The organism is Nannocystis exedens (genome assembly GCF_002343915.1).
Lineage (GTDB): Bacteria > Myxococcota_A > Polyangia > Nannocystales > Nannocystaceae > Nannocystis > Nannocystis exedens.
Window position 1 is genome coordinate 5,967,278 of sequence record NZ_NETK01000001.1, and the last position, 19,594, is coordinate 5,986,871.

Annotated in this window: 6 protein-coding genes and 1 tRNA gene; 4 read left to right on the forward strand and 3 right to left on the reverse strand. The window is 69.8% G+C overall.

Annotated elements, in window-relative coordinates; genetic code table 11:
* Nucleotides 1-106: 106 nt before the first annotated feature.
* On the forward strand, nt 107-12,247 hold the full coding sequence (locus NAEX_RS23520; RefSeq protein ID WP_096329721.1) for a tetratricopeptide repeat protein: 12,141 nt from the start codon (nt 107-109) through the stop codon (nt 12,245-12,247).
* A gap of 342 nt (nt 12,248-12,589) precedes the next feature.
* Here NAEX_RS23520 and NAEX_RS23525 read toward each other — a convergent pair whose 3' ends face one another.
* The gene (locus tag NAEX_RS23525; protein WP_096329722.1) at nt 12,590-14,188 is read right to left on the reverse strand and encodes an adenylate/guanylate cyclase domain-containing protein; all 1,599 of its coding nucleotides are present in this window, start codon (nt 14,186-14,188) and stop codon (nt 12,590-12,592) included.
* Between the two features lie 349 nt (nt 14,189-14,537).
* Between NAEX_RS23525 and NAEX_RS48150 the strand changes: the two genes are divergently transcribed.
* Nucleotides 14,538-17,594 carry a methyltransferase domain-containing protein gene (locus NAEX_RS48150; protein WP_170135949.1) on the forward strand — a complete coding sequence of 1,019 codons (3,057 nt, stop codon included), beginning with the start codon at nt 14,538-14,540 and terminating at the stop codon, nt 17,592-17,594.
* A gap of 216 nt (nt 17,595-17,810) precedes the next feature.
* Nucleotides 17,811-17,893, forward strand: a tRNA-Leu gene (locus NAEX_RS23535).
* A gap of 216 nt (nt 17,894-18,109) precedes the next feature.
* On the opposite strand, the gene NAEX_RS23540 is transcribed toward NAEX_RS23535, so the two are convergent.
* Nucleotides 18,110-18,325: a DUF5818 domain-containing protein gene (locus tag NAEX_RS23540; RefSeq protein WP_096329723.1), complete on the reverse strand. Its 216-nt coding sequence runs from the start codon at nt 18,323-18,325 to the stop codon at nt 18,110-18,112.
* Between NAEX_RS23540 and NAEX_RS23545 the strand changes: the two genes are divergently transcribed.
* A complete protein-coding gene (locus tag NAEX_RS23545; protein WP_143140537.1) occupies nt 18,324-19,130 on the forward strand; it encodes a bifunctional hydroxymethylpyrimidine kinase/phosphomethylpyrimidine kinase in 807 nt (268 codons plus the stop codon). The two genes, NAEX_RS23540 and NAEX_RS23545, sit on opposite strands and share 2 nt — an antisense overlap.
* Nucleotides 19,131-19,138: 8 nt before the next feature.
* Here NAEX_RS23545 and NAEX_RS23550 read toward each other — a convergent pair whose 3' ends face one another.
* Nucleotides 19,139-19,561: a VOC family protein gene (locus NAEX_RS23550; RefSeq protein ID WP_096329725.1), complete on the reverse strand. Its 423-nt coding sequence runs from the start codon at nt 19,559-19,561 to the stop codon at nt 19,139-19,141.
* Between the last annotated feature and the right edge of the window lie 33 nt (nt 19,562-19,594).

Below are 19,594 nucleotides of genomic sequence, written 5' to 3' on the forward strand. Positions count from 1 at the left end.
TTGAATCGTTCCGGACGCGTTGAACGCTCGGCGAGGTGCGTGGTATATCCGCCGTCTCCCGAGCCCGGGGTAATCCCCCGATAATGCTCAAAAAACAGGGTCTCAGATGGAAGTAACGACGCGCATCAAGTCACGGCTCACCGAGGTCTCCGAGTGGAGCGGGGTGATCGACGAATCCGAGTCGCAGGCGAGCTCCGCCGGCACGCCTCAGGCGCAGTCCGCGGCGTTCTACCACCTCGCCCAGGCCTGCGAGGGATTGCTGCTCGACAAGGCCAAGGCGATGACGTTCTACCAGACGGCCGTCAAGCGCGACCGTGAGAACCTCAAGGCCCTGGAGTCGGCGCGCAAGATCTATCAGCAGATGGCCAACCTCGAGATGGTCACCAAGCTGATGGCGCTCGAGCTGCGTGCCAATCGCGACCCGAACCGGGCGCCGGCCCTGAATTACGCCTACGGTCGAGCGCTGCTCAACCTGCGGCAGGTCGATCAGGCGCGTCAGTACCTCGAGGCGGCGGCCAGCGCCGACGGCCGCAATCAAGAGTACCAGGACCGCTTCCAGGAGTCGCTGTACGACCGGAGCAACTGGCAGTTCGCGCTGCAGAACATCTGCTACAACCAGCTGATCGCGTTGAGCGGCCAGGCTGACCCGCTGGCCGCCAACGTCGAGAACGGTGGCCACCAGCTGTCGGCGCTCTACCTCCGCACCGCGCGGATCTTGCAGCAAGAGGCGCCCGAAGACCCGCGCCTGTTGCCGCTGCTGTTCAAGGCCCTCGACGCCGATCCGAGCAACGACGAGGCCGGCTACATCGCCGAGACCCTGCTCGCCGCCGGCGGTCACCTTCAGCACATCCAGAAGCTGCAGGACCGCCGCGCCGCGCTCGAGCGCGAGCCGGACAAGAAGGTCGCGCTGCTGCGTCAGTTCGCGTTGATCTGGCAGGTGCGCCTCAACAACGCCGACATGGCGGCGTACTTCTTCCGCCAGGCGCTCGAGTACGCCTACTCGATCGGCACCAGCGTGCTCAAGGACGAGAACGACGCCGACTGGCACCTCGGCGCGTTCCACATGCTCAAGAAGGCCGCCGAGCGCACCGGCAACTCCGAGGGCCTCGTCGAGCTCGCCGCCCGCGGTCTGCAGGTCATCACCGACCCGACCGACGCGGCGCTGCTGGCCCTCCTCGGCGGTGAGATCGCGTGGAAGCAGCGCCAGGACGTCGAGAGCGCCCGCAGCTTGCTCGCCTACGCCGTCAATCAGGCGCCGCGTCACCCGATCCTCGTCGAGTTCACGCAGCAGTTCGGCGCCCTCGAGGCTCCGAGCAGCGACGCTGCCGAGCGGGCCGCCGCCGAGCGGGCCGAGGCCGAAGCCGCCGCGGCTCAGCGGGCCGCCGCCGAGCAGGCCGCCGCCGAGGACGCGGCGCGTGAGCGCGAGGCCGCCGAGCGTCTGGCGGCCGAGCAGGCCGCGGCCGAGCAGGCCGAGGCCGCCGAGCGAGCGGAGCGCGACCGCGTCGCGGCCGACCGCGCCGCCGCCGAGAAGGCCGAACGCGACCGCGCCGAGCGCGAGCGCATCGCCGCCGAGAAGGCCGCCGCCGCCGAGAAGGCCGCCGCCGAGAAGGCAGCGGCTGCCGAGAAGGCCGCTGCCGAGAAGGCCGAGCGCGAGCGCCTGGCCGCCGAGAAGGCCGCCGCCGACAAGGCCGAGCGCGAGCGCATCGCCGCCGAGCGGGCCGCCGCTGCCGAGAAGGCCGCCGCGGAGAAGGCCGAGAAGGCCGCCGCTGCCGAGCGGGCCGCCGCGGAGAAGGCCGCCGCCGAGAAGGCCGCCGCCGACAAGATCGCCGCGGAGCTCGCCGCGATCCCGCCGGAGGGCGTCGAGATGCACGGCGAGATCTTCCTCCCCGAAGAGGTCCGGATCTACAACGCCGCCCGCACCGCCGAGGCCGCCGGTGGCGCCAAGGCGATCGACGCCTGGCGCGACGCGATGGGCAAGCTGCCGCAGAAGCGCTACCCGCGGACGCGCCTCAAGGAGCTCTACGCCGAGGCCGGCAAGTGGAGCAACGTCGCCGACCTGCTGAAGGACGAGCTCAAGGGCGACCCGCACAAGGACCTCGAGCACACCAAGGCTTCGTACTGGCAACTGCTCGACATCTACCGCGACCACCTGCGTCAGCCCGGCCTCGTGGTCACCACGCTGGCCGCGTTCGAGAAGGTGCTCGAGGACGCCGGCGACACCGAGTCGCTGCTCAAGGTCGTCGAGACCCAGCAGAACCAGTTCGAGCAGATGAAGCGCTGGCCGGACTTGATCAGCAGGATCCGCCGCCGCGCCGAGCTGACCACCGACCCGGTCGGCCGCACCGCCCTGCACCTCGAGGCCGGTCGCCTCTTCCTCGACAAGTTCAACAACCAGGCCGAGGCGATCAAGAGCTTCGAGTCGGTGCTCGAGGCCGACGAGTACAACGTCGAGGCGATCACCAAGCTCAAGGATCTGTACGCCAAGCGGCGCGACTGGGAGAAGCTCGTCCACGTCCAGCAGAAGGAGCTGACGCTGATCGAGAGCCCGGAGCAGCGCATGGAGCAGCTCCTCGACGTCGCTCGCACCGCGGTCTCGAAGATCAAGAAGAACCCGCTCTCGATCGAGCTGTGGAACCAGGTCCTGGCGATGGAGCCGACCCACCACGAGGCGCTCGAGCAGCTCGAGGGTCTCCTCGAGCGCGAGAAGGAGTGGGGCCAGCTCGCCGGCGTGCTGCGCACGCTCGCCGAGGTCGAGCACGACCCGGCCAAGAAGGCCAACTACCTCATCAAGCTCGGCTCGAACTACAGCGACAAGCTCGACGACAACGCCAGCTCGATCAAGGCGTGGGAGCAGCTGTACCAGCTCGACCCCGAGAACCGCCGCGCCCAGGACGCCCTCAAGAAGCTCTACCTCGCCGTCGGCGACATGGAGAGCCTGCAGGAGTTCTACGCCAAGCAGGACAAGTGGGGCGAGTTCATCCGCGTGCTCGAGCGCGAGGCCGAGACCGCCGAGGGGGCGGCTCGCACCACGCTCTTGCTCAAGATCGCCGATCTGTACAAGACGCGCATGGACAAGGCCGACAAGGCCACCCGTGCCCTCGAGCGCGCGCTGTCGTTCGACGACAACAACCTCACCGTCGCCGAGGCCCTGATCGACCTCTACGAGCAGGCGCACGACGAGCGGCACATCTCGGTGCCGTTGAAGATTCAGCTCAACCACAGCGAGGATCCGGCGCAGCGGCAGGCGCTGCTCCGCCGGCTCGCCGAGCTGGCCGAGCGCATCGGCCAGGACGAGGCGCTGGCGTTCTCCTACTACCGCCAGGCCTTCACCGAGGACCACACCCAGGCCGACACGCGCGAGCACCTGTTCCGCCTCGGCGAGTCGATCGGCGCCTGGACCGAGCAGATCGAGTCGCTGCGCGCCGCGATCGAGAAGTACGGCACCGACCCCGACAGCATCCCGCTGCGGCTCAAGCTGGCGGAGATCTACGAGAAGCGCTCGGGCGACCTCGAGGCCGCCCTCGCCGCCAACCAGGCGATCCTCGAGATCAACGCCGAGGAGCCGACCGCGCTCACCTCGCTCGAGCGGCTCTACCTCGCGCTCGGCCGCGAGGAGGACCTGCTCAACGTCCTCCGCACCAAGCTGTCGCTCGCCACGAACGACGACGACCGCCGCGCGATCCAGACCCGGATCGGCAGCATCCACGAGCAGCTCGGCCACGTCGACCAGGCCGTCACCGCCTACGAGGCCGTGCTCGCCACCGGCGTCGAGGACCCGGCCGTGCTCGCCGCCCTCGACCGCCTCTACCTCGGTCAGGGCAAGTGGACCGAGCTGGCCGACATCCTGCGCCGCGAGCTCGAGGTCACCGCGCCCGACGAGGTCGAGGCCCGCGCGACCCTGCTGCTCCGTCTCGGCATCGTCCAGCAGGACAAGCTGAACTCGGCGCCCGACGCCGTCGACCTGTTCCGCCAGGTCCTCGACGTCGACGCCGCCAACGAGGAGGCGCGCAAGCGGCTCGAGGGCTACCTCGAGGACGACGCGCTCAAGACCACGGTGGCCGGCATCCTGCTCCCGGTCTACGAGCGCCTGCTCGACTGGCCGAAGATGGTCCAGACGCTCGAGATCCAGGTCGCCGCGGCCGGCACCGTCGACGAGCGCGTGGGCCTGCTGCTGCAGATCGGCGCCATCCTGGCCAACAACATCGGCAACACCACGGCGGCGTTCGACGCCTACAGCCGCGCGTTCCGCCAGGACCCGCGCAACGAGGCCGCGCAGGTCGAGCTCGAGAAGCTCGCCCACCTCGAGAACCGCTACGCCGACTACGCCGCGCTGTTCGAGGAGGCGGTCGCCGGCGACCTGCCGAGCGACCTGCAGCGCACCCTTCTGATGCGCCTGGCCGGCCTGTACGACCAGCGCCTCGGCAACGCGCCCAAGGCGATCGAGAACTTCAAGAAGGCGCTCGAGGTCGACGCCGACAACGTCGAGGCCCTCGAGGCGCTCGAGAAGCTCTACAGCCGCGACCAGAACTGGGGCGAGCTGCTCGGCGTGTACCGCAGCCAGATCCCGCTGACCAACGACGGCGGCAAGCGGCAGGAGCTGCGGTTCCGCATCGCCTACCTGCAGGACGAGATGCTCGGCCAGAAGGAGGAGGCGATTGCGACTTACAACGAGATCCTCGCCGACGAGTTCGAGAACCTGCAGGCGATCGTCGCCCTCGACCGGCTCTACCTCGCGCGCGGCGCGTGGACCGAGCTGGCCGAGAACCTCGAGCGTCAGCTGACGCTGTCGACCGACCCGGACAAGCAGATCGAGCTCAACCTCCGCCTCGGCGACCTGCGCCTCACCAAGCTCGACCAGGCCGGTCAGGCCGTCGAGACCTACCACCGCGTGCTCGCGCTCGACGCCGGCAACGCCACCGCCCTCGGCGCCCTCGAGACGCTGCTGACCCACGAGCAGCAGCAGCTCACGGTCGCCAAGACCCTCGAGCCGTTCTACCGCGTCAACAACAACTGGCCGCGGCTGATCCAGGCGTACGAGATCATGGTGACGCACGCCTCCGACGCCGAGGAGAAGATCGGCCTCCTGCACCGGATCGCCGAGCTGTACGAGATCGCGGGCGAGGAGCAGGGCAAGGCGTTCGACGCCCTCGGTCGCGCCTTCAAGGTCGACCCGAGCAACGCCACCACGCAGGAGCGGCTCGAGACGCTGGCCCGCCAGCTAGGCGACTACCCGCGCCTTGTCGCCCTCTACGACGAGTCGATCCCCGACATCGTCGACGACGCGCTCATCATCCGCCTGCTGGTGAAGATCGCCCAGATCTACGAGCTCGTGATCGAGGACCCGGCCAAGGCCGCCGCGAGCTACGAGCGGATCCTGGGCGTCGACCCCGGCAACTTCGAGGCCGTCGACGCGCTCATCAACCTCCACCTCAAGAACTCGAACTTCAGCTCGCTGGTCGAGGCGGTGGTGCGCAAGTCGGAGATGGTCACCGAGGTCGCCGACCGAAAGGCGCTCCTCCTCTATGCCGCGCAGACGCGCGAGACGGCGATGGAGGATCCGGCCGGCGCGATCGCCCTGTACCAGCAGGTCCTCGCGCTCGACGACGCCGACGCCTCGGCGCTCGACGCCCTCGCCAAGCTGTTCACGCAGACCGAGGCGTGGGAGAACCTCAAGGACATCTACCGCCGCAAGACCGAGCTGGCGGAGAGCCCCGAGCACCGGCGCTACTGGCTGCACCAGCTCGGCCCGATCTACGACGAGAAGCTCAAGGACGTCGAGCAGGCGATCGAGACCTACCGCGCCATCCTCGACCTCGAGCCGGCCGACTACGACGCCATCCAGGCGCTCGACCGCCTCTACGGGCAGGCCGAGCGCTGGCAGGACCAGCTCGGGATCCTCGAGCGGGCCGTCGAGGTCGCGCCGCAGCGCGACGAAAAGACCGCGCTGCGTCACCGGATCGGCGGGCTCTACGAGACCCAGCTGGCCGACATCGTCCGCGCCGTCGAGGCCTACCGCGACACCCTCGCGCACGCCCCCGACCACGCGCCGACGATCGCCGCGCTCGACCGCATCGTCCACGGCGAGGACCAGCCGATGCTGGCCGCCGAGGTCCTGGCGCCGTTCTACAACCAGCTCGCCGAGTGGGAGAAGCTGGTCGACATCTACGAGGTGATGGTCAAGCAGGTCCAGGATCCTGCGCAGCAGATCGAGCTGCTGCACCAGATCGCCGCGATCCACGAGCGGCAGCTGCAGCAGTTCGAGCAGGCGTTCGCCGCCTACGCCCGCGCGCTGGTGATCGAGCCGACCCACGAGCCCACGCTGGGTCAGCTCCACCGCCTCGCCGAGGTCACGGGCGACCACGAGAAGCTCGCCGGCCTGCTGGCCGAGCAGGCCGCCGCGATCCCCGATCCGGCGACCAAGGTCGGCATGCTGCACCGCCTCGCGGTCGTGCTCGAGACCAAGCTGAACCGCATCGACGACGCCATCGAGCGCTACCTGGCGATCCTCGACATCGACGGTGAGAACCGTGATGCCATCGCCCAGCTCGACCGCATCTACACCGGGCTCGAGCGCTGGCAGCCGCTGGTCGAGAACCTGCGCCGGCAGATCGGCATTACCGCGGACGAGCAGGAGATCATCGCCCTGCAGTACCGCATGGGCCAGATCTACCAGAACAACATCCAGGACCTGCCGAAGGCCATCGAGGCCTACCGGACGATCCTCGAGATCGACCCCGACAGCTCGGCCACGCAGGCGACGCTCGAGCTCATCTTCGCCGAGGGCGAGCACCAGAACGAGATCGCCTCGATCCTCGAGCCGCTGTATCAGGCGTCGCGCAACTGGGACGCGCTGATCAAGCTCGCGGACGTCAAGCTGAACGCCACCGCCGACACCGCGGAGCGGCTGCAGATCATCGAGAACACCGCGCAGATCTGCGAGCAGCAGCTGGGCGACGCCGGCACGGCCTACTACTGGTGGCTGCGCGCGTACATGGACGACCCGCTGAGCGAGCGCGTCGCCGAGGAGATCGAGCGCCTCGCCGAGCTCACCCAGGAGTGGGGCTTCATCGTCGACGTCGGCGAGCAGATCCTCGAGAACCAGGGCCTGGCGCAGGACGCTCGCGTGGCCGTGCTCAGTCGTTCGGGCCAGGTCCTCGAGACCAGGCTCGGCGACCGCGCCCGCGCCATCGAGGTCTACAACCGGCTGCTCGCGCTGGTGCCCGACCACGCCGAGGGGCTGCAGGCGCTCGACCGCCTGTACACCCAGACCGGCCGCTGGGAGGAGCTCGCCGAGATCCTGCAGCGCCGGATCCAGGCGACCATGGACGGCGAGGTCCTCGTCGACCTCGAGATGCGCCTCGCCGCCGCCTTCGAGCAGTGGCTGGCCAACCCCGAGGCGGCGATCGCCGCCTACAACCGCGCCCTCGACATCGACGGCAACAACCTCCGCGCCCTCGAGCGGCTCGAGGCCCTGTACCTCAGCGCCGCCCGCTGGGAGGACCTGTACAAGACGTACGAGCGCACCGCGGCGATCGCCAACACCGACGAGGACACCGCGGCCTGCTACCAGCGCATGGCGAAGATCGCGGCCGAGGCCCTGAATCGGGAGGAGACCGCCGTCGAGCTGTGGGGCAAGGTGCTCGAGCTGCGCGGCGAGGACCCGCTCGCGCTGGGCGAGCTGGCCGTGCTGCACGAGCGCTCGCAGCGGTGGGACGAGCTCGCCGAGGTGCTCGAGCGGCAGGTGTTCGCGGTCGAGGACGCGAACCAGAAGGTTGCGATCTACCAGCAGCTCGCCCACGTCTACGGCGACAAGCTGGGCAAGGAGCGCAACAGCCTCGACGCGTGGCTCAACGCCCGCGAGCTCAACGGCCGTGACCTCGACACGCTGACCGCGCTCCACGCGATCTACCAGCGCAACGAGTCGTGGGTGGAGCTCAACGACGTGCTCTCGAACCTGATCGAGCTCGGCCCGGGTATCCTCGGCACGGAGCAGCTCCGCGCCTACTACGCCCAGGTCGGCCGGATCCAGGCCGAGTACCTCATGGACACCCAGGCCGCGATCGCCGCCTGGCGCCACGTCCTCGAGCTCGAGCCGAGCAGCCTCGAGGCGCTGGCAGCGCTCGAGCGCCTGCACAGCAGCGAGGCCAGCTGGGACGAGGTCATCCGCGTCCTCGAGAAGAAGCGCAAGGTCGTCGAGTCGGCGCCCGAGAAGATCGACGTGCTCATGCAGATCGCCGCGATCTGGGAGCAGCAGCTCGGCAACAAGACCGAGGCGGCCGGCGCCTACCTCGAGATCCTCGACCTCGACCAGGCCTACATGCCGGCCCACGAGGCGCTGGAGACCATCTACCGCGAGACCGAGGCGTGGGGCGAGCTCATCGAGCTCTACCTGCGGCAGGTCGAGATCTTCGACGACGCCAAGTTCAAGGTCTCGACCTACCAGAAGATGGCCAAGGTCTTCGAGGAGAACCAGGGCGACCCGGACAACGCCTTCGAGGTCCTCAAGTACGCGTTCAACATCGACTACGCCAACGAGGACACCTCGCGCGAGCTCGAGCGCCTCGCCACCCAGGCCAACAAGTGGGGCGAGCTGCTCAACGAGTACAACGGCATCGTCCGCTCGATCCCCGACAAGAGCGAGCAGGCCGAGCTGTGGGTGAAGATCGGCCGCTGGTACGGCGAGCACCTCAACCGCGTCGACTACGGCCTCAAGTCGCTCGAGGAGGCGCTGAAGCTCAACGCCAACAACATCAACGCGCTGCGCGAGCAGGCCGGCTTCTACCGGCGCGCGATGAACAACGTCGAGCTGGCCAAGACGCTGGCGCGGATCGTCCCGCTCGAGACCGACCCGAACATCCAGGTCCGCACGCTGACGCAGCTGGCGGAGGTCCAGGACGGCGGGCTCGGTGACATCCCGGCGGCGATCGAGAGCTACCGCAAGGTGCTCGAGATCGACGGCGAGAACATCAACGCCCTCGACGCGCTGGCTCGGCTGCACCAGAACCAGGGTCAGTGGCAGGACCTCGTCGGCGTGCTCGAGCGGCGCGTCGGCACCCTCGACGAGCCGGAGCAGGTCATCGCCCTGCGCAAGCGGATCGGCGGGGTCCAGGAGGGTCAGCTCGGCGACGCGGCGGCGGCGATCGAGACCTATCGCAGCATCGTCGACAGCGAGCCGGGCGACCGCGAGGCCCTGGCCGCGCTCGAGCGCCTGTACCTGGCGGGCGGCAACGTCCCCCAGTACCTCGGCGTCCTCGAGGCCGAGCTCGACACCACCACCGTGCGCGACGAGCAGATCGCGATCTACGACCGCATGGCGGCCGCGCACGTCAACCTGGCGCAGGACCCGGCGCGGGCGGCCGAGGCGTTGGAGAAGATCCTCCTCCTCGACAAGTACCGCGACCCGACCTACCGCCAGCTCGAGGACCTGTACACCAGGCTCGAGAAGTGGACCGAGCTGGTCGAGACCTACCGCAACCACATCGCGGTCACCACGGCGCCCGCCGCCAAGGTCGACCTGCTGGTGGCGATGGCGCAGGTCTACGAGAAGCAGATCCAGGACATCGACCGCGCGATCGAGACCTACAGCGAGATCCTCGAGCTCAACCCGCAGCACTTCGACTCTGCGGTCACGCTCGCTCGCCTGCAGGAGCAGATCGAGGACTGGCCGGCCGCGCTCAAGACGTTGGCGCGCCTGGTCGAGCTGTCGCGCGACCCGGCGGTCCGCGTGCAGCACCTGACCCGCATGGGCCAGGTCTACCAGGAGAAGCTGGGCCAGCTCGACGAGGCCGAGCGGCGCCTGACGCAGGCGACCGAGATCGACCCGGGCTACGTGCCGGCGATCGTCAGCCTGGCGGAGCTGTACAAGGGCCGGCGCGACTGGCTCAAGGCGGCCCGCAACCTCGAGGCGGCGTTCGGCTACTCGAACACCAAGCTCGAGAAGATCGCGCTCGCGGCCGAGGCCGGCTTCATCTACTACGAGGAGCTCGAGAACAAGGAGAAGGCCGTCGCGCTGTTCGCCGAGGTGCTCAAGCTCGATCCGGAGCACGTCAAGGTCGGCCGCGTAATCGGCCAGATCTACTACGACGAGGGTCGCTTCGCCGACGCCGACCCGATCTTCGACGTCCTCACCCGCAAGGCCGACCAGCTCGGCCTGGGCGACCAGGACCAGCGCGACCTCTACCTGCGAGCGGCCAAGGTCGCCCGCAAGCTGGGCAACAGCGACAAGGCCCTGAAGCAGTACAAGCGCGCCTACGACATCGACGCGACCAACCGCGAGGTGCTCGTCGGCATGGCCGACCTGCTGTTCGAGAAGGAGGACTGGGAGAAGGCGTTCAAGCTGTACCAGACGATCCTGGTCCAGCACCGCGACACCCAGAGCTCGTCCGAGACGGTGCTCGTCTACTACCGCCTCGGCATGATCAAGAAGCGGCAGAACGAGCCGCGGAAGGCGCTCAACTACCTCGAGAAGGCGCTCGAGGTGGACCCGCACGACCTCGCCACCCTGAACGCGGTCATCGAGCTGCAGACGGGCGCGGGCGACTGGGAGGGCGTCATCCAGGCCAAGCGGGCCATGATCGACGTGGCCGCCACCGGCGACGCGCAGGCGGCGATCTACAACGAGATCGGCAAGCTGTACCTCGAGAAGCTCGGGAACTGGCAGAAGGCGGCGGCGGCCTACCAGAACGCCCTCGACCTGCAGCCGAAGGACTACCCGCTGCTGCACACGTTGCTGGACATCTACACCCGCAACAAGCAGTGGGAGGAGTCGGTCCGGATCATCGACCGCATCGTCGAGATCGAGAAGGACCCGAAGCGGCGCTCGAAGTACAACTACACCGCGGCGGTGCTGCTCCGCGACGAGCTCAAGGCCCACGACGAGTCGATCGACCGCTTCAACGCGGTGCTCGACGACGACCCGACGTACCTGAAGGCGTTCCAGGCGATCGACGCGATGGTCACCAAGTCGAAGGACTGGAAGACCCTCGAGCGCTCGTACCGGAAGATGCTGAAGCGGCTCCCGGCCGACGGCATGGGCGACCTGAAGATCACCCTGTGGTCGAACCTCGCGGAGATCTACCGGACGCGCCTGAAGGACTTCAAGGCGGCCACCGCGGCCTTCGAAGTCGCGGCCAAGCTCGACCCGGGCAACACCGAGCGGCACTACCTGCTGGCCGAGCTCTACGAGGCGCTCATGCAGGACAACCCGCAGGAGTACGCCACGCAGGCGGTCAAGGAGCACCAGATCCTCATCGCCCAGGAGCCCTTCCGGTACGAGAGCTACCACGCGCTCTTCAACATCTACCGGAAGAGCAACCAGTTCGATAAGGCCTACTGCCTGGCGCGGACGCTGGTGTTCCTCAAGCAGGCCACGCCCGAGGAGCAGCAGATCCACGACAAGTACGCCACGAACGAGTTCCGGCAGGCGCGTCAGCGGCTCTCGGAGGAGATCCTCCGCCGCCACGTGTTCCACCCGGACGAGGACCTGTACCTGACCGGCATCCTCGGCTCGATCGCCCCGGCGATCGCGGCCTGGCGCGCCAACCCGCTGCCCGCGTACCTCAAGCCCAACGAGCGCACGGACATCAACACCGACCCCGCGCCGGTGTCGCGCATGGCGAAGTACGTCATGCAGCTGCTCAACGTCGGCCAGCCGGACCTCTACCTCCGGCCGGAAGACCCGGGCGACGTCTCGCTGATCAACGCGCAGCGCGACGGCCGCGTCCACCCGACGATGGTCGTGTTCCAGAACCTGCTCAAGGGCAAGAACGAGAAGCACCTCGCCTTCGCCCTCGGCCGGTACATGTCCGACCTCTACCTGCCGCACTACGCCTACGTCGCGCTCGACCGCTCGCCGCAGAACCTCAAGCAGGTGTTCCTCGCCTGCATGCACATGTGCGACATGGAGACCGGCGGCAACCGCCAGGAGCTCGACCAGATCGCCCGCGAGATCCTGTCGCGCCTCCCGGCCAACGCCCGCGACCAGATGCGCAGCCTCATGCGCCGCTTCGTCGAGGCCGGCGGCTCCACCGACGTCAAGAAGTGGGCCCTCGGCACCGAGATCACCGCCTATCGCATCGGCTTCCTGCTGTGCGACGACCTCATCACGGCCGCGCACCTGATCTCCCAGGAGCAGGCCGCGTTCGGCTCGGCGATGACGCCGAAGGACAAGATCAAGGAGCTGGTCCTCTACAGCATCAGCGAGGACTACTTCAAGGCGCGCAAGGGCATCGGCGTCTCGGTCGCGTAAGACCGGGAGCCAGCTGTCCGCTAGGACATGTCCGAGAGGGCGGCCGAGGCCGCCCTCTCGGCGTTTGGTCGGGCGACGCGGCGACGCGCGAGACCGTTCTCGGCGCGCGCGGGGTGACCGGTCGCGCGACGTCGTGAGGAGCAGAGAGTGGAGATGATGGCGTGACGCGGCCTCAGGGCTTCGGCTGAGTCTCAGCTCCTTACGGCGGGCAGCTCGGCGACGCGTCGCCCGTCGTCACGCGTCCTCGGGGCATGTCACCGTTCCCGGCTCGGCAGAGCTCGCCGCCCGCGCGACGAGCACGCTTCTTGTGCGTCTCGCCGACGGGTCTCGGTGGCCGCGGGCTCAGCTGCGGCTGGCGGGCGGCGCCGTGTCGCGGATGCCCTGGACCGCATAGATCTTGAGCGGCTCGTTGCGGCCGCGGACCTTCACGGTCTGGCGCGGCTCGACGATCACGTGCGGGCCGGACAGCTGCAGGGTCGACTCGGAGATGATGATCTCGCCCGGCTTGGCCAGGCTGCACAGGCGGGCGGCGATGTTCACCGCGTCGCCGATGACGGTGTACTGCAGCGTGCGCGACGAGCCGATCGCGCCGGCGATGCACAGGCCGGTGTTCACGCCGATGCCGATGTTGATCTTCTCGCGGCCCTGGTCGGCGCGCAGGCGGTTGAACTCTTCGAGCGCGCGCATCATGTCGAGCGCGCAGCGGGCCGAGCGAAGCGGCGCGTCGGGCAGCTCGACGGGCGCGCCGAACAGGCCGATGATCTCGTCGCCGACGTACTTGTCGAGCGTGCCGCCGTGGCGGAACAGCACGTCGACCATGACCTCGAAGTACTCGTTGAGCGTCGCCACCATCTCCTCGGGCGGGTGACGCTCGCTCATCCCGGTGAACCCGCGGATGTCGGCGAACAGCATCGTCACCTCGCGCCGCGACCCGCCCTGGTTGAGCGTGAGCTGCCCGGAGACGATCTGGTCGACCAGGTTCGGCGACAGGAGGCGCTGGAACTGGGCCCGCTTCGACGCCTCGTGCTCGATCTTCTGCGCCAGCAGGTTGTTCTCGATGGCGACCGCCGCCTGCGTGGCGATGCCCGAGAACAGCAGCAGGTCGCGCTCGTTGAACGCGCCGGTCGCCAGCATCGAGTCCATGTGCATCGCGCCGAGCAGCTTGTCGTTGTAGAGCAGCGGCACGCACATCGTCGAGCGGATGCCCTGCATGATGATGCTCTTGGCCGCCTTGAACCGCTCGTCGACCATCGCGTCCGACGACAGCACCGCGCGCTTCTTGAGCCGGACCTCGTCGAGGATGCTGCGCGACAGCCGGATCTCCTCGTCGCGCTTCTGCCGGACGTAGCGCGGCACGAAGTCGTCGGTCTCGGGGTCGACGAGCAGGATGACCGCACGGTCGGCGCGGATCAGCTGGAACGCCTCGTCGACGATCTTCTGCAGCAGCGTGTCGAGCTCGGCGTCGATCGACAGCCGCTGCGACAGCTCGTGGGCGATCCGCAGCTTCTCGTAGTCGGCGCGGAGCGTGGCGACGTCCTTGATGTCGGCCGCGGGCAAGAACCGCGAGCTGGCGGACACCGAGCTCTGGACCTGGCTCTGCACCTGGTCCGGGGTCATGGTGACCTTGTTGAGGACCGGGGGCTGGTTGCGCGGCGGGTCCTCGGTGAAGCGGTAGGTCGTGTTGCCGAGCGAGATCTGATCGCCCGACTTCAACACTCGCTCGGTGACGCGTTCGCCGTTGACGAAGGTGCCGTTGAGGCTCCCGACGTCGCGGACCACGTAGCGGCCGTCGGGGCCGAGGGTGATCCGGCTGTGCTCCTTCGAGACGATCCGATCCAGCACCTGGATCGAGTTGTCGGGATGGCGCCCGAGGGTGTTGAACGACGTGAGGATGTGCTCAGTCGGGTGGTCCCCCCCGATGAGGATGAGCTTGGCCGCCATCGACGATTCCGCATCGTAGGGCAGGTAAATCCGCGGATCAACCGCCCTCGATGTCCCCGCTGCGAGCCGGACGATCGACCGCGACGCACCCGGGAGGTCGATCCCCAGGCGCGTCCGCACCGCCGCTGCCCGCGTCGCCGTCCGCTTCGCGGCCCCCGGCTGGCCTCGAGTTCATCCGCGGACCGTGCCTCTGCGGGCCCGCGTGCGGACCGCCGCGCGCGTTTGCGCCATCGCTGTCTCTGGGGGGAAAGCGATGGTCCTTGCAGTATGATGCCGGGGCCAAAGTCCCCTCCTCGTGTACCACCTGCCCGCATATGTAGCTTTGGAGCGTTGGCTGCTCCAAAAGCGCGTGGCCGTCGTGCTCCCCGGGGGGCCTGAAGGACCGCGACGGCTCGCGGCAGCCGGCGTGGCCCGGGTGCTGGTGCTCGGCGGCGATTGCCCGGCCGAGCCCGGTCTGGAGGTGTGGTCGGGCCCGCTGGAGCTGTCGCGCCTGCCGCTGCGAGACCGCAGCATCGACGCCGTGACGTGCATCGAAGGCGGCGTCACCCACGACCCGACCGCCCGGCACGCGCTCATCGTCGAGGCGAAGCGAGTGTTACGCGACGGTGGCATCCTCGCTCTCGGCGTCGAGCCCGACCCGGATCACCTGTGGGAGGTCGAGGACGATCTCCGCGGCGTCTTCGCCCACGTCGGCGCCTTCGCCCAGCTCGAGTGGCAAGGCGTGAGCGTCGCGCCGCTCCTGCCCGCCGCCCCCGGCGAGGCGCTGGTGCCGATCCTGCGCGAGGGCCTGCTCGACGAGCCGCTGCCGATCCAGCGCTACCTCCTGATCGCCTCGCAGTCCGAGCTCGAGGCCCGGCTGCGCGAGTGCGTCATCGTGCCGACCGGCCCGGTCGCGCCGCTCACCCCGACCATCGAAGTGGTCGAGGTGACGGTCGCGTCGCCGCTGCCGCTGCCGCCCGAGCCGGAGCCCGAGCCGGAGCCCGAGCCGTCCGAGAACACCGACTTCGACCTCGTCGCGCTGTTCGCCGCCGAGTCCGCGTCGGCCCTGCTCGGCGCGCCGCAGCCGCGCGTCCACGAGATTTCGGCGCCGGCGCCGATGCCCGAGCCGGAGATCGCGCCGGAGCCGGACCCCGCGCCGGCGGCCGCGACGCCCGAGCCCGAGCCGTCCGCCTCCGTCGTGCTCGACCCGGACACAGTCGCCGAGCTCGAGCGGCTGCGGGAGATCGTCAACAACTTCTCGCAGGAGCGCGAGAGCCTGCTCGCGCACGCGGTCAAGCTCGCCGGTGAACTCGACCGCGCCCGCGAGGAGAAGGCCCGCACCGACGCCGAGCTGCACGCGGCGCGGCAACGCCTCGAGTCGCTGCAACATGTCCAAGAGGACAGCCGCATGCACTCGCTGGCGATGTTGATGCGCCGGCCCGACGCCGACAACGCGGTCGCGACCCACGAGCTCGTCGACGAGGTCGCGCCGCTGGCGGCGCCGGAGAGCGGCCGGGCCACCGCCGACGCCGCGATCGATCGCAACCGCCTGCGCGAGGAGCTGGCGCGCCGCACCGCCGAGCTGCAGGAGCTCGAGACGCGGGTGCTGCAACAAGAAGAGGAGATCCGCCGCGAGCACCTCGAGAACGTCCGCCTGGTGACGGACGTCGATCGGCTGCGCGAGCAGGTCGAGCGCAGCCGGGCGATCGAGCAGGACCGGGTGCAGGAGCTCGAGCGCCTCGGCCACGAGCTGCGCAAGCTCGAGGTCGACCACGCCGAGCTGCAGGGCCTCTACAACACGCAGGAGCAGCGGCTGCGCGCGCGCGAGGAGTCCGGCGGGGGCCACGGCGCGGCGTCGCCGGCCGACCACGCGGCGCGGCAGCTCGAGCTCGAGAAGGTCACGGCCCAGCGCGACCAGCTGCGAGCCCGCGAGCGCGCCGCCGCCGACATCGTCCGCCGCCGCGACCGCGAGCTCGCGGACGCGACCCGCACGGTCCGCGAGCTGCGGCGCTCGGTCGAGGACCACGCGACCCTCGCGGCCCAGCTGCGGGGCGAGCTCGCGGTGTTGCAGGTCCACATCCAGCGCCTCGAAGAGACCGTCCCGAGCCTGCAGGAGCGCCTGCGCGAGCAGCAGCGCAAGACCATCGAGCGCGAGGACGAGGCCGCCGAGCTGCAGCGCCGGCTCGAGGAGGGCGTGGCCGAACAGGAGCACCTGCGGGCCCGCCTGCGTCGCCAGCGACAGGACATGGAGGCGCTCGCCGGCGCCAAGCAGGGCGCCGAGGTCGAGCTGTTCCGCCTGCGCCGCGAGCTCGAGGCCAAGCACCAGGCCATCGATCAACTGCAGCAGATCGTCTCGCTCGGCGCGAGCCGCATGGTCCAGGCCTCGGGCCCGCTGTCCGACGCCGCACGCGCCGAGATCCTGACCCTCCGCGGCGAGCTGGCCGACCAGGCCGCCGAGCACGCCGAGGCGCTGGCGCGCAGCGAGGCCGAGCACCAGCGGATCGTCGAGCACGAGCGGGCCCGCCTGCGCCGCTCTCGCCTCGAGGCCGGCATCCGCGCGGAAGAGATGGAATACATGCTGTTCCAGCTCGACACCGCGGAGCAGAAGATCTGGGAGATGAACGACGCCACCGACCGCTCCGCCGCGCGGTTGGCCGCCGGCCTCGCCCAGCTCGAGAAGCAGAAGGAGCAGTACGAGGACCTCGCCGACGAGCTCGACGTCACGCGCAACCTGTTGGTGGAAGCGCAGGCGAAGATCGCCGAGCTCGAGCGCCTCCTCGACAGCGAGCGCGCCCGCCTGGCCCGCGTGTCGCTGGCGCCGGCGACGATCATCGACGGGCCCGACACCAGCGGCAGCTTCGACGTGAACGTCGACGAGCCCGAGCCCGACCCGGAGGACTCGATCGTGGCGCCGGCGATCCGGCGCTACCCCGGCGACCCCGACCCTCTGGCGGGCATCGACCTCGACGACGAGTCCGAGCCGGTCAGCCTGGCGGCTCGCCTGGCCGGCGGCTCGGCCGCGGACTCCGGCGACTTCGACATGGGCTCGCTCGGCAGCGCCGAGGTCTCCAGCCCGGTGTTCCGCTTGCCGTCCGACGTCGACATCGACTCGGACGAGGACATGGACCCGCCCCCGCGGGTGGTGGTCGTGCCCGACGAGGACGAGGACGAGGTGTTCTCGATCGACACCGAGTGGGGCGAGCTCGACGACGACAAGCGCCACGGCGCCCCACGCGCCAGCGAAGTGACGACCCAGCGGATCGTCATCGAGGTGCTCGAGGACGAGGCCTGGCCAAACGACGGCGAGCTCGAGCCGGAGTTGCAGGCCCTCCTCGCCGTCCGCCCCGACCAGGCCGCCGAAGACGGCAAGACCGGACCCCTGCCTGCCGCCGAGTCCGGCAAGGCGCAGGGCGACAAGTCCTCGTAGCGGTCGTGCCCGGCACGGCCGGGCCTCGCGGTGGGCGAGCGAGCGAGGCTCGAGACCGGTCCGCTGCGGTCGGCTCCCCCTGTAGGTCGAGGAGCCCGCGGTCCTGCGTTCGCCAGTCGGCGCCAGATGCGCGCCGAATTTTGGGACCCTCCGACCCCAGTCCTTGCGAAAAGTGCTTGACGCCGGAGCCGAGTCGTCCTAGGTTCCACGCCCGCCGCGAGGATGGCGAAATTGGTAGACGCGCACGGTTCAGGTCCGTGTGTCCCTAGGACGTGGGGGTTCGAGTCCCTTTCCTCGCACTAGAAGGCCGAAGGCCCTGTCACCCCCGGTGACAGGGCCTTCGGCTTTCGTCCCTCGCAGACGCGAGCTCGCCCGGCGCGAGCCGTGGGCCTTCGATTCAGGCCGGACGTTCGCGCCGCGAAACGATGTCCCAGCGCCCCAGCGGGGGCGGCTGTCGGTGACGGCCCGACGCGCCGGCCCGTGCGGGCGGCGGAGGCGACGACTCGGGGCCGGCGCTAGCTGCCGAGAACCTCGATACTCTTGACCGCGATGCTCGGGCCGGACATGTGGATCCCGAAACCCCCGGACTCGACGTTGCCCTCGACCTTCACCCGCGCCCCCGCCTTCACGGAGCACTTGCTCAGGCGGTACACATCGCCCTTGTCGGTGACGAGCTCGTGAAAGCCGCCCTCGAGGTCGTTCTTCCGCACGGTCCCGGTGAAGGTCGCCATGGTCCGCAGTGTACCCGAGACTTCAAGCCACGCCACCGCGCTGTGGCTGCTCGCCGGGCTCGATCCGACCGGCGGCGCCGGCCTGCTGCGCGACACCTTCACCGCCGCCGCCTGCGCCCCGAACGTCCCGGTGGCCCGCCTCGTGACCGCGTGGACCCGCCAGGGCCACGGCCGACCCGCGACCTCCGAGCCGCGGCCGGTGGACGCGGTCGTCCGCGAGCTGCGGTCGATGCCGTCGCCGCGCGCGATCAAGATCGGCCTGCTGCCGGCGGGCCTGGTCGAGGCGGTCCTCGGCGAGGTCGCGTCCCGCCGCGTCCCGGTCGTCGTCGACCCGGTGCTCGCCGCCTCCGACGGCGGTGACCTCGGCGCGCGCGGGGACATCCTCCGAGATTGCCTTCGGGACATGTCCGAAGAGACATGGCTTGTCACGCCCAACCGGCGCGAGGCGGCGGCCCTGACCGGCTCGACCGAGGACGACCCCGAGCTGGTCCAGCGCACCGCCGACGCGCTCGGCCGCGCCGGCATCCTGCTCAAGAGCGCGGTCGACGACGAGCAGCGGGTCCGCGACATCGCCTGTCTCCCGGGACAGGTCCACGTGTTCGAGCGGCCGCGCGTGGCCGGCCCCGACCCGCGCGGCACCGGCTGCGCCCTGGCGACGGCGATCGCCTGCGGCCTGGCCCAGGGCCGCCACATGCTGGCGTCGATCAGCGCCGCGGTGGCCTGGCTCGACGTCGCCCGCACCCGCTGCGTGCCCGGCGTCGACGGCCGGGTCCACCTGCCCGAGCGCGCGCCGCCGCTGACGTGAGGCGCGGCTCAGCTCGCGGCCAGCCCGTGGGCGGCGAGCCACGCCGGGTCGGGCTCGACGCGCTGGAGGACCTCCACGAACAGGCCGTCCGGGCCCGCGACCTGAAACCGCCGCTGACCCCACGGCTCGGTGATCAGCGGCAGGACGATCGTCACGCCGGCCCGGCTGAGCCGCTCGTGTTCGGCGTCGACGTCGTCGACCAGGAGGGCGAGGAGCGAGCCGGTGACCTGCTTGCCGCGCGCGGCGACCGGCCAGGACTCGTGGTCGCGCTGCACGAAGTCGAGGCTGACGTTCGGGTGGCCCTCGGACTGGAGATGGACGTACCAGCCGATGTCGACGCCCACCTTGAACCCGAAGTGCTGCTCGAACCACCTGGCGCTTCGGGTCGGGTTCTCCGCCGCCAGGACGAAACCAATCAGGCTGATCTGCATCGTGTCGCCGCTTTCGTCGCGGGATCGCTGCGG

Coding starts and splice junctions, on each gene's coding strand:
- NAEX_RS23520 (WP_096329721.1), top strand. CDS start 107: ATGGAAGTAACGACGCGCATCAAGTCACGGCTCACCGAGGTCTCCGAG.
- NAEX_RS23525 (WP_096329722.1), bottom strand. CDS start 14,188: ATGGCGGCCAAGCTCATCCTCATCGGGGGGGACCACCCGACTGAGCAC.
- NAEX_RS23545 (WP_143140537.1), top strand. CDS start 18,324: ATGGTCCGCAGTGTACCCGAGACTTCAAGCCACGCCACCGCGCTGTGG.
- NAEX_RS23540 (WP_096329723.1), bottom strand. CDS start 18,325: ATGGCGACCTTCACCGGGACCGTGCGGAAGAACGACCTCGAGGGCGGC.
- NAEX_RS23550 (WP_096329725.1), bottom strand. CDS start 19,561: ATGCAGATCAGCCTGATTGGTTTCGTCCTGGCGGCGGAGAACCCGACC.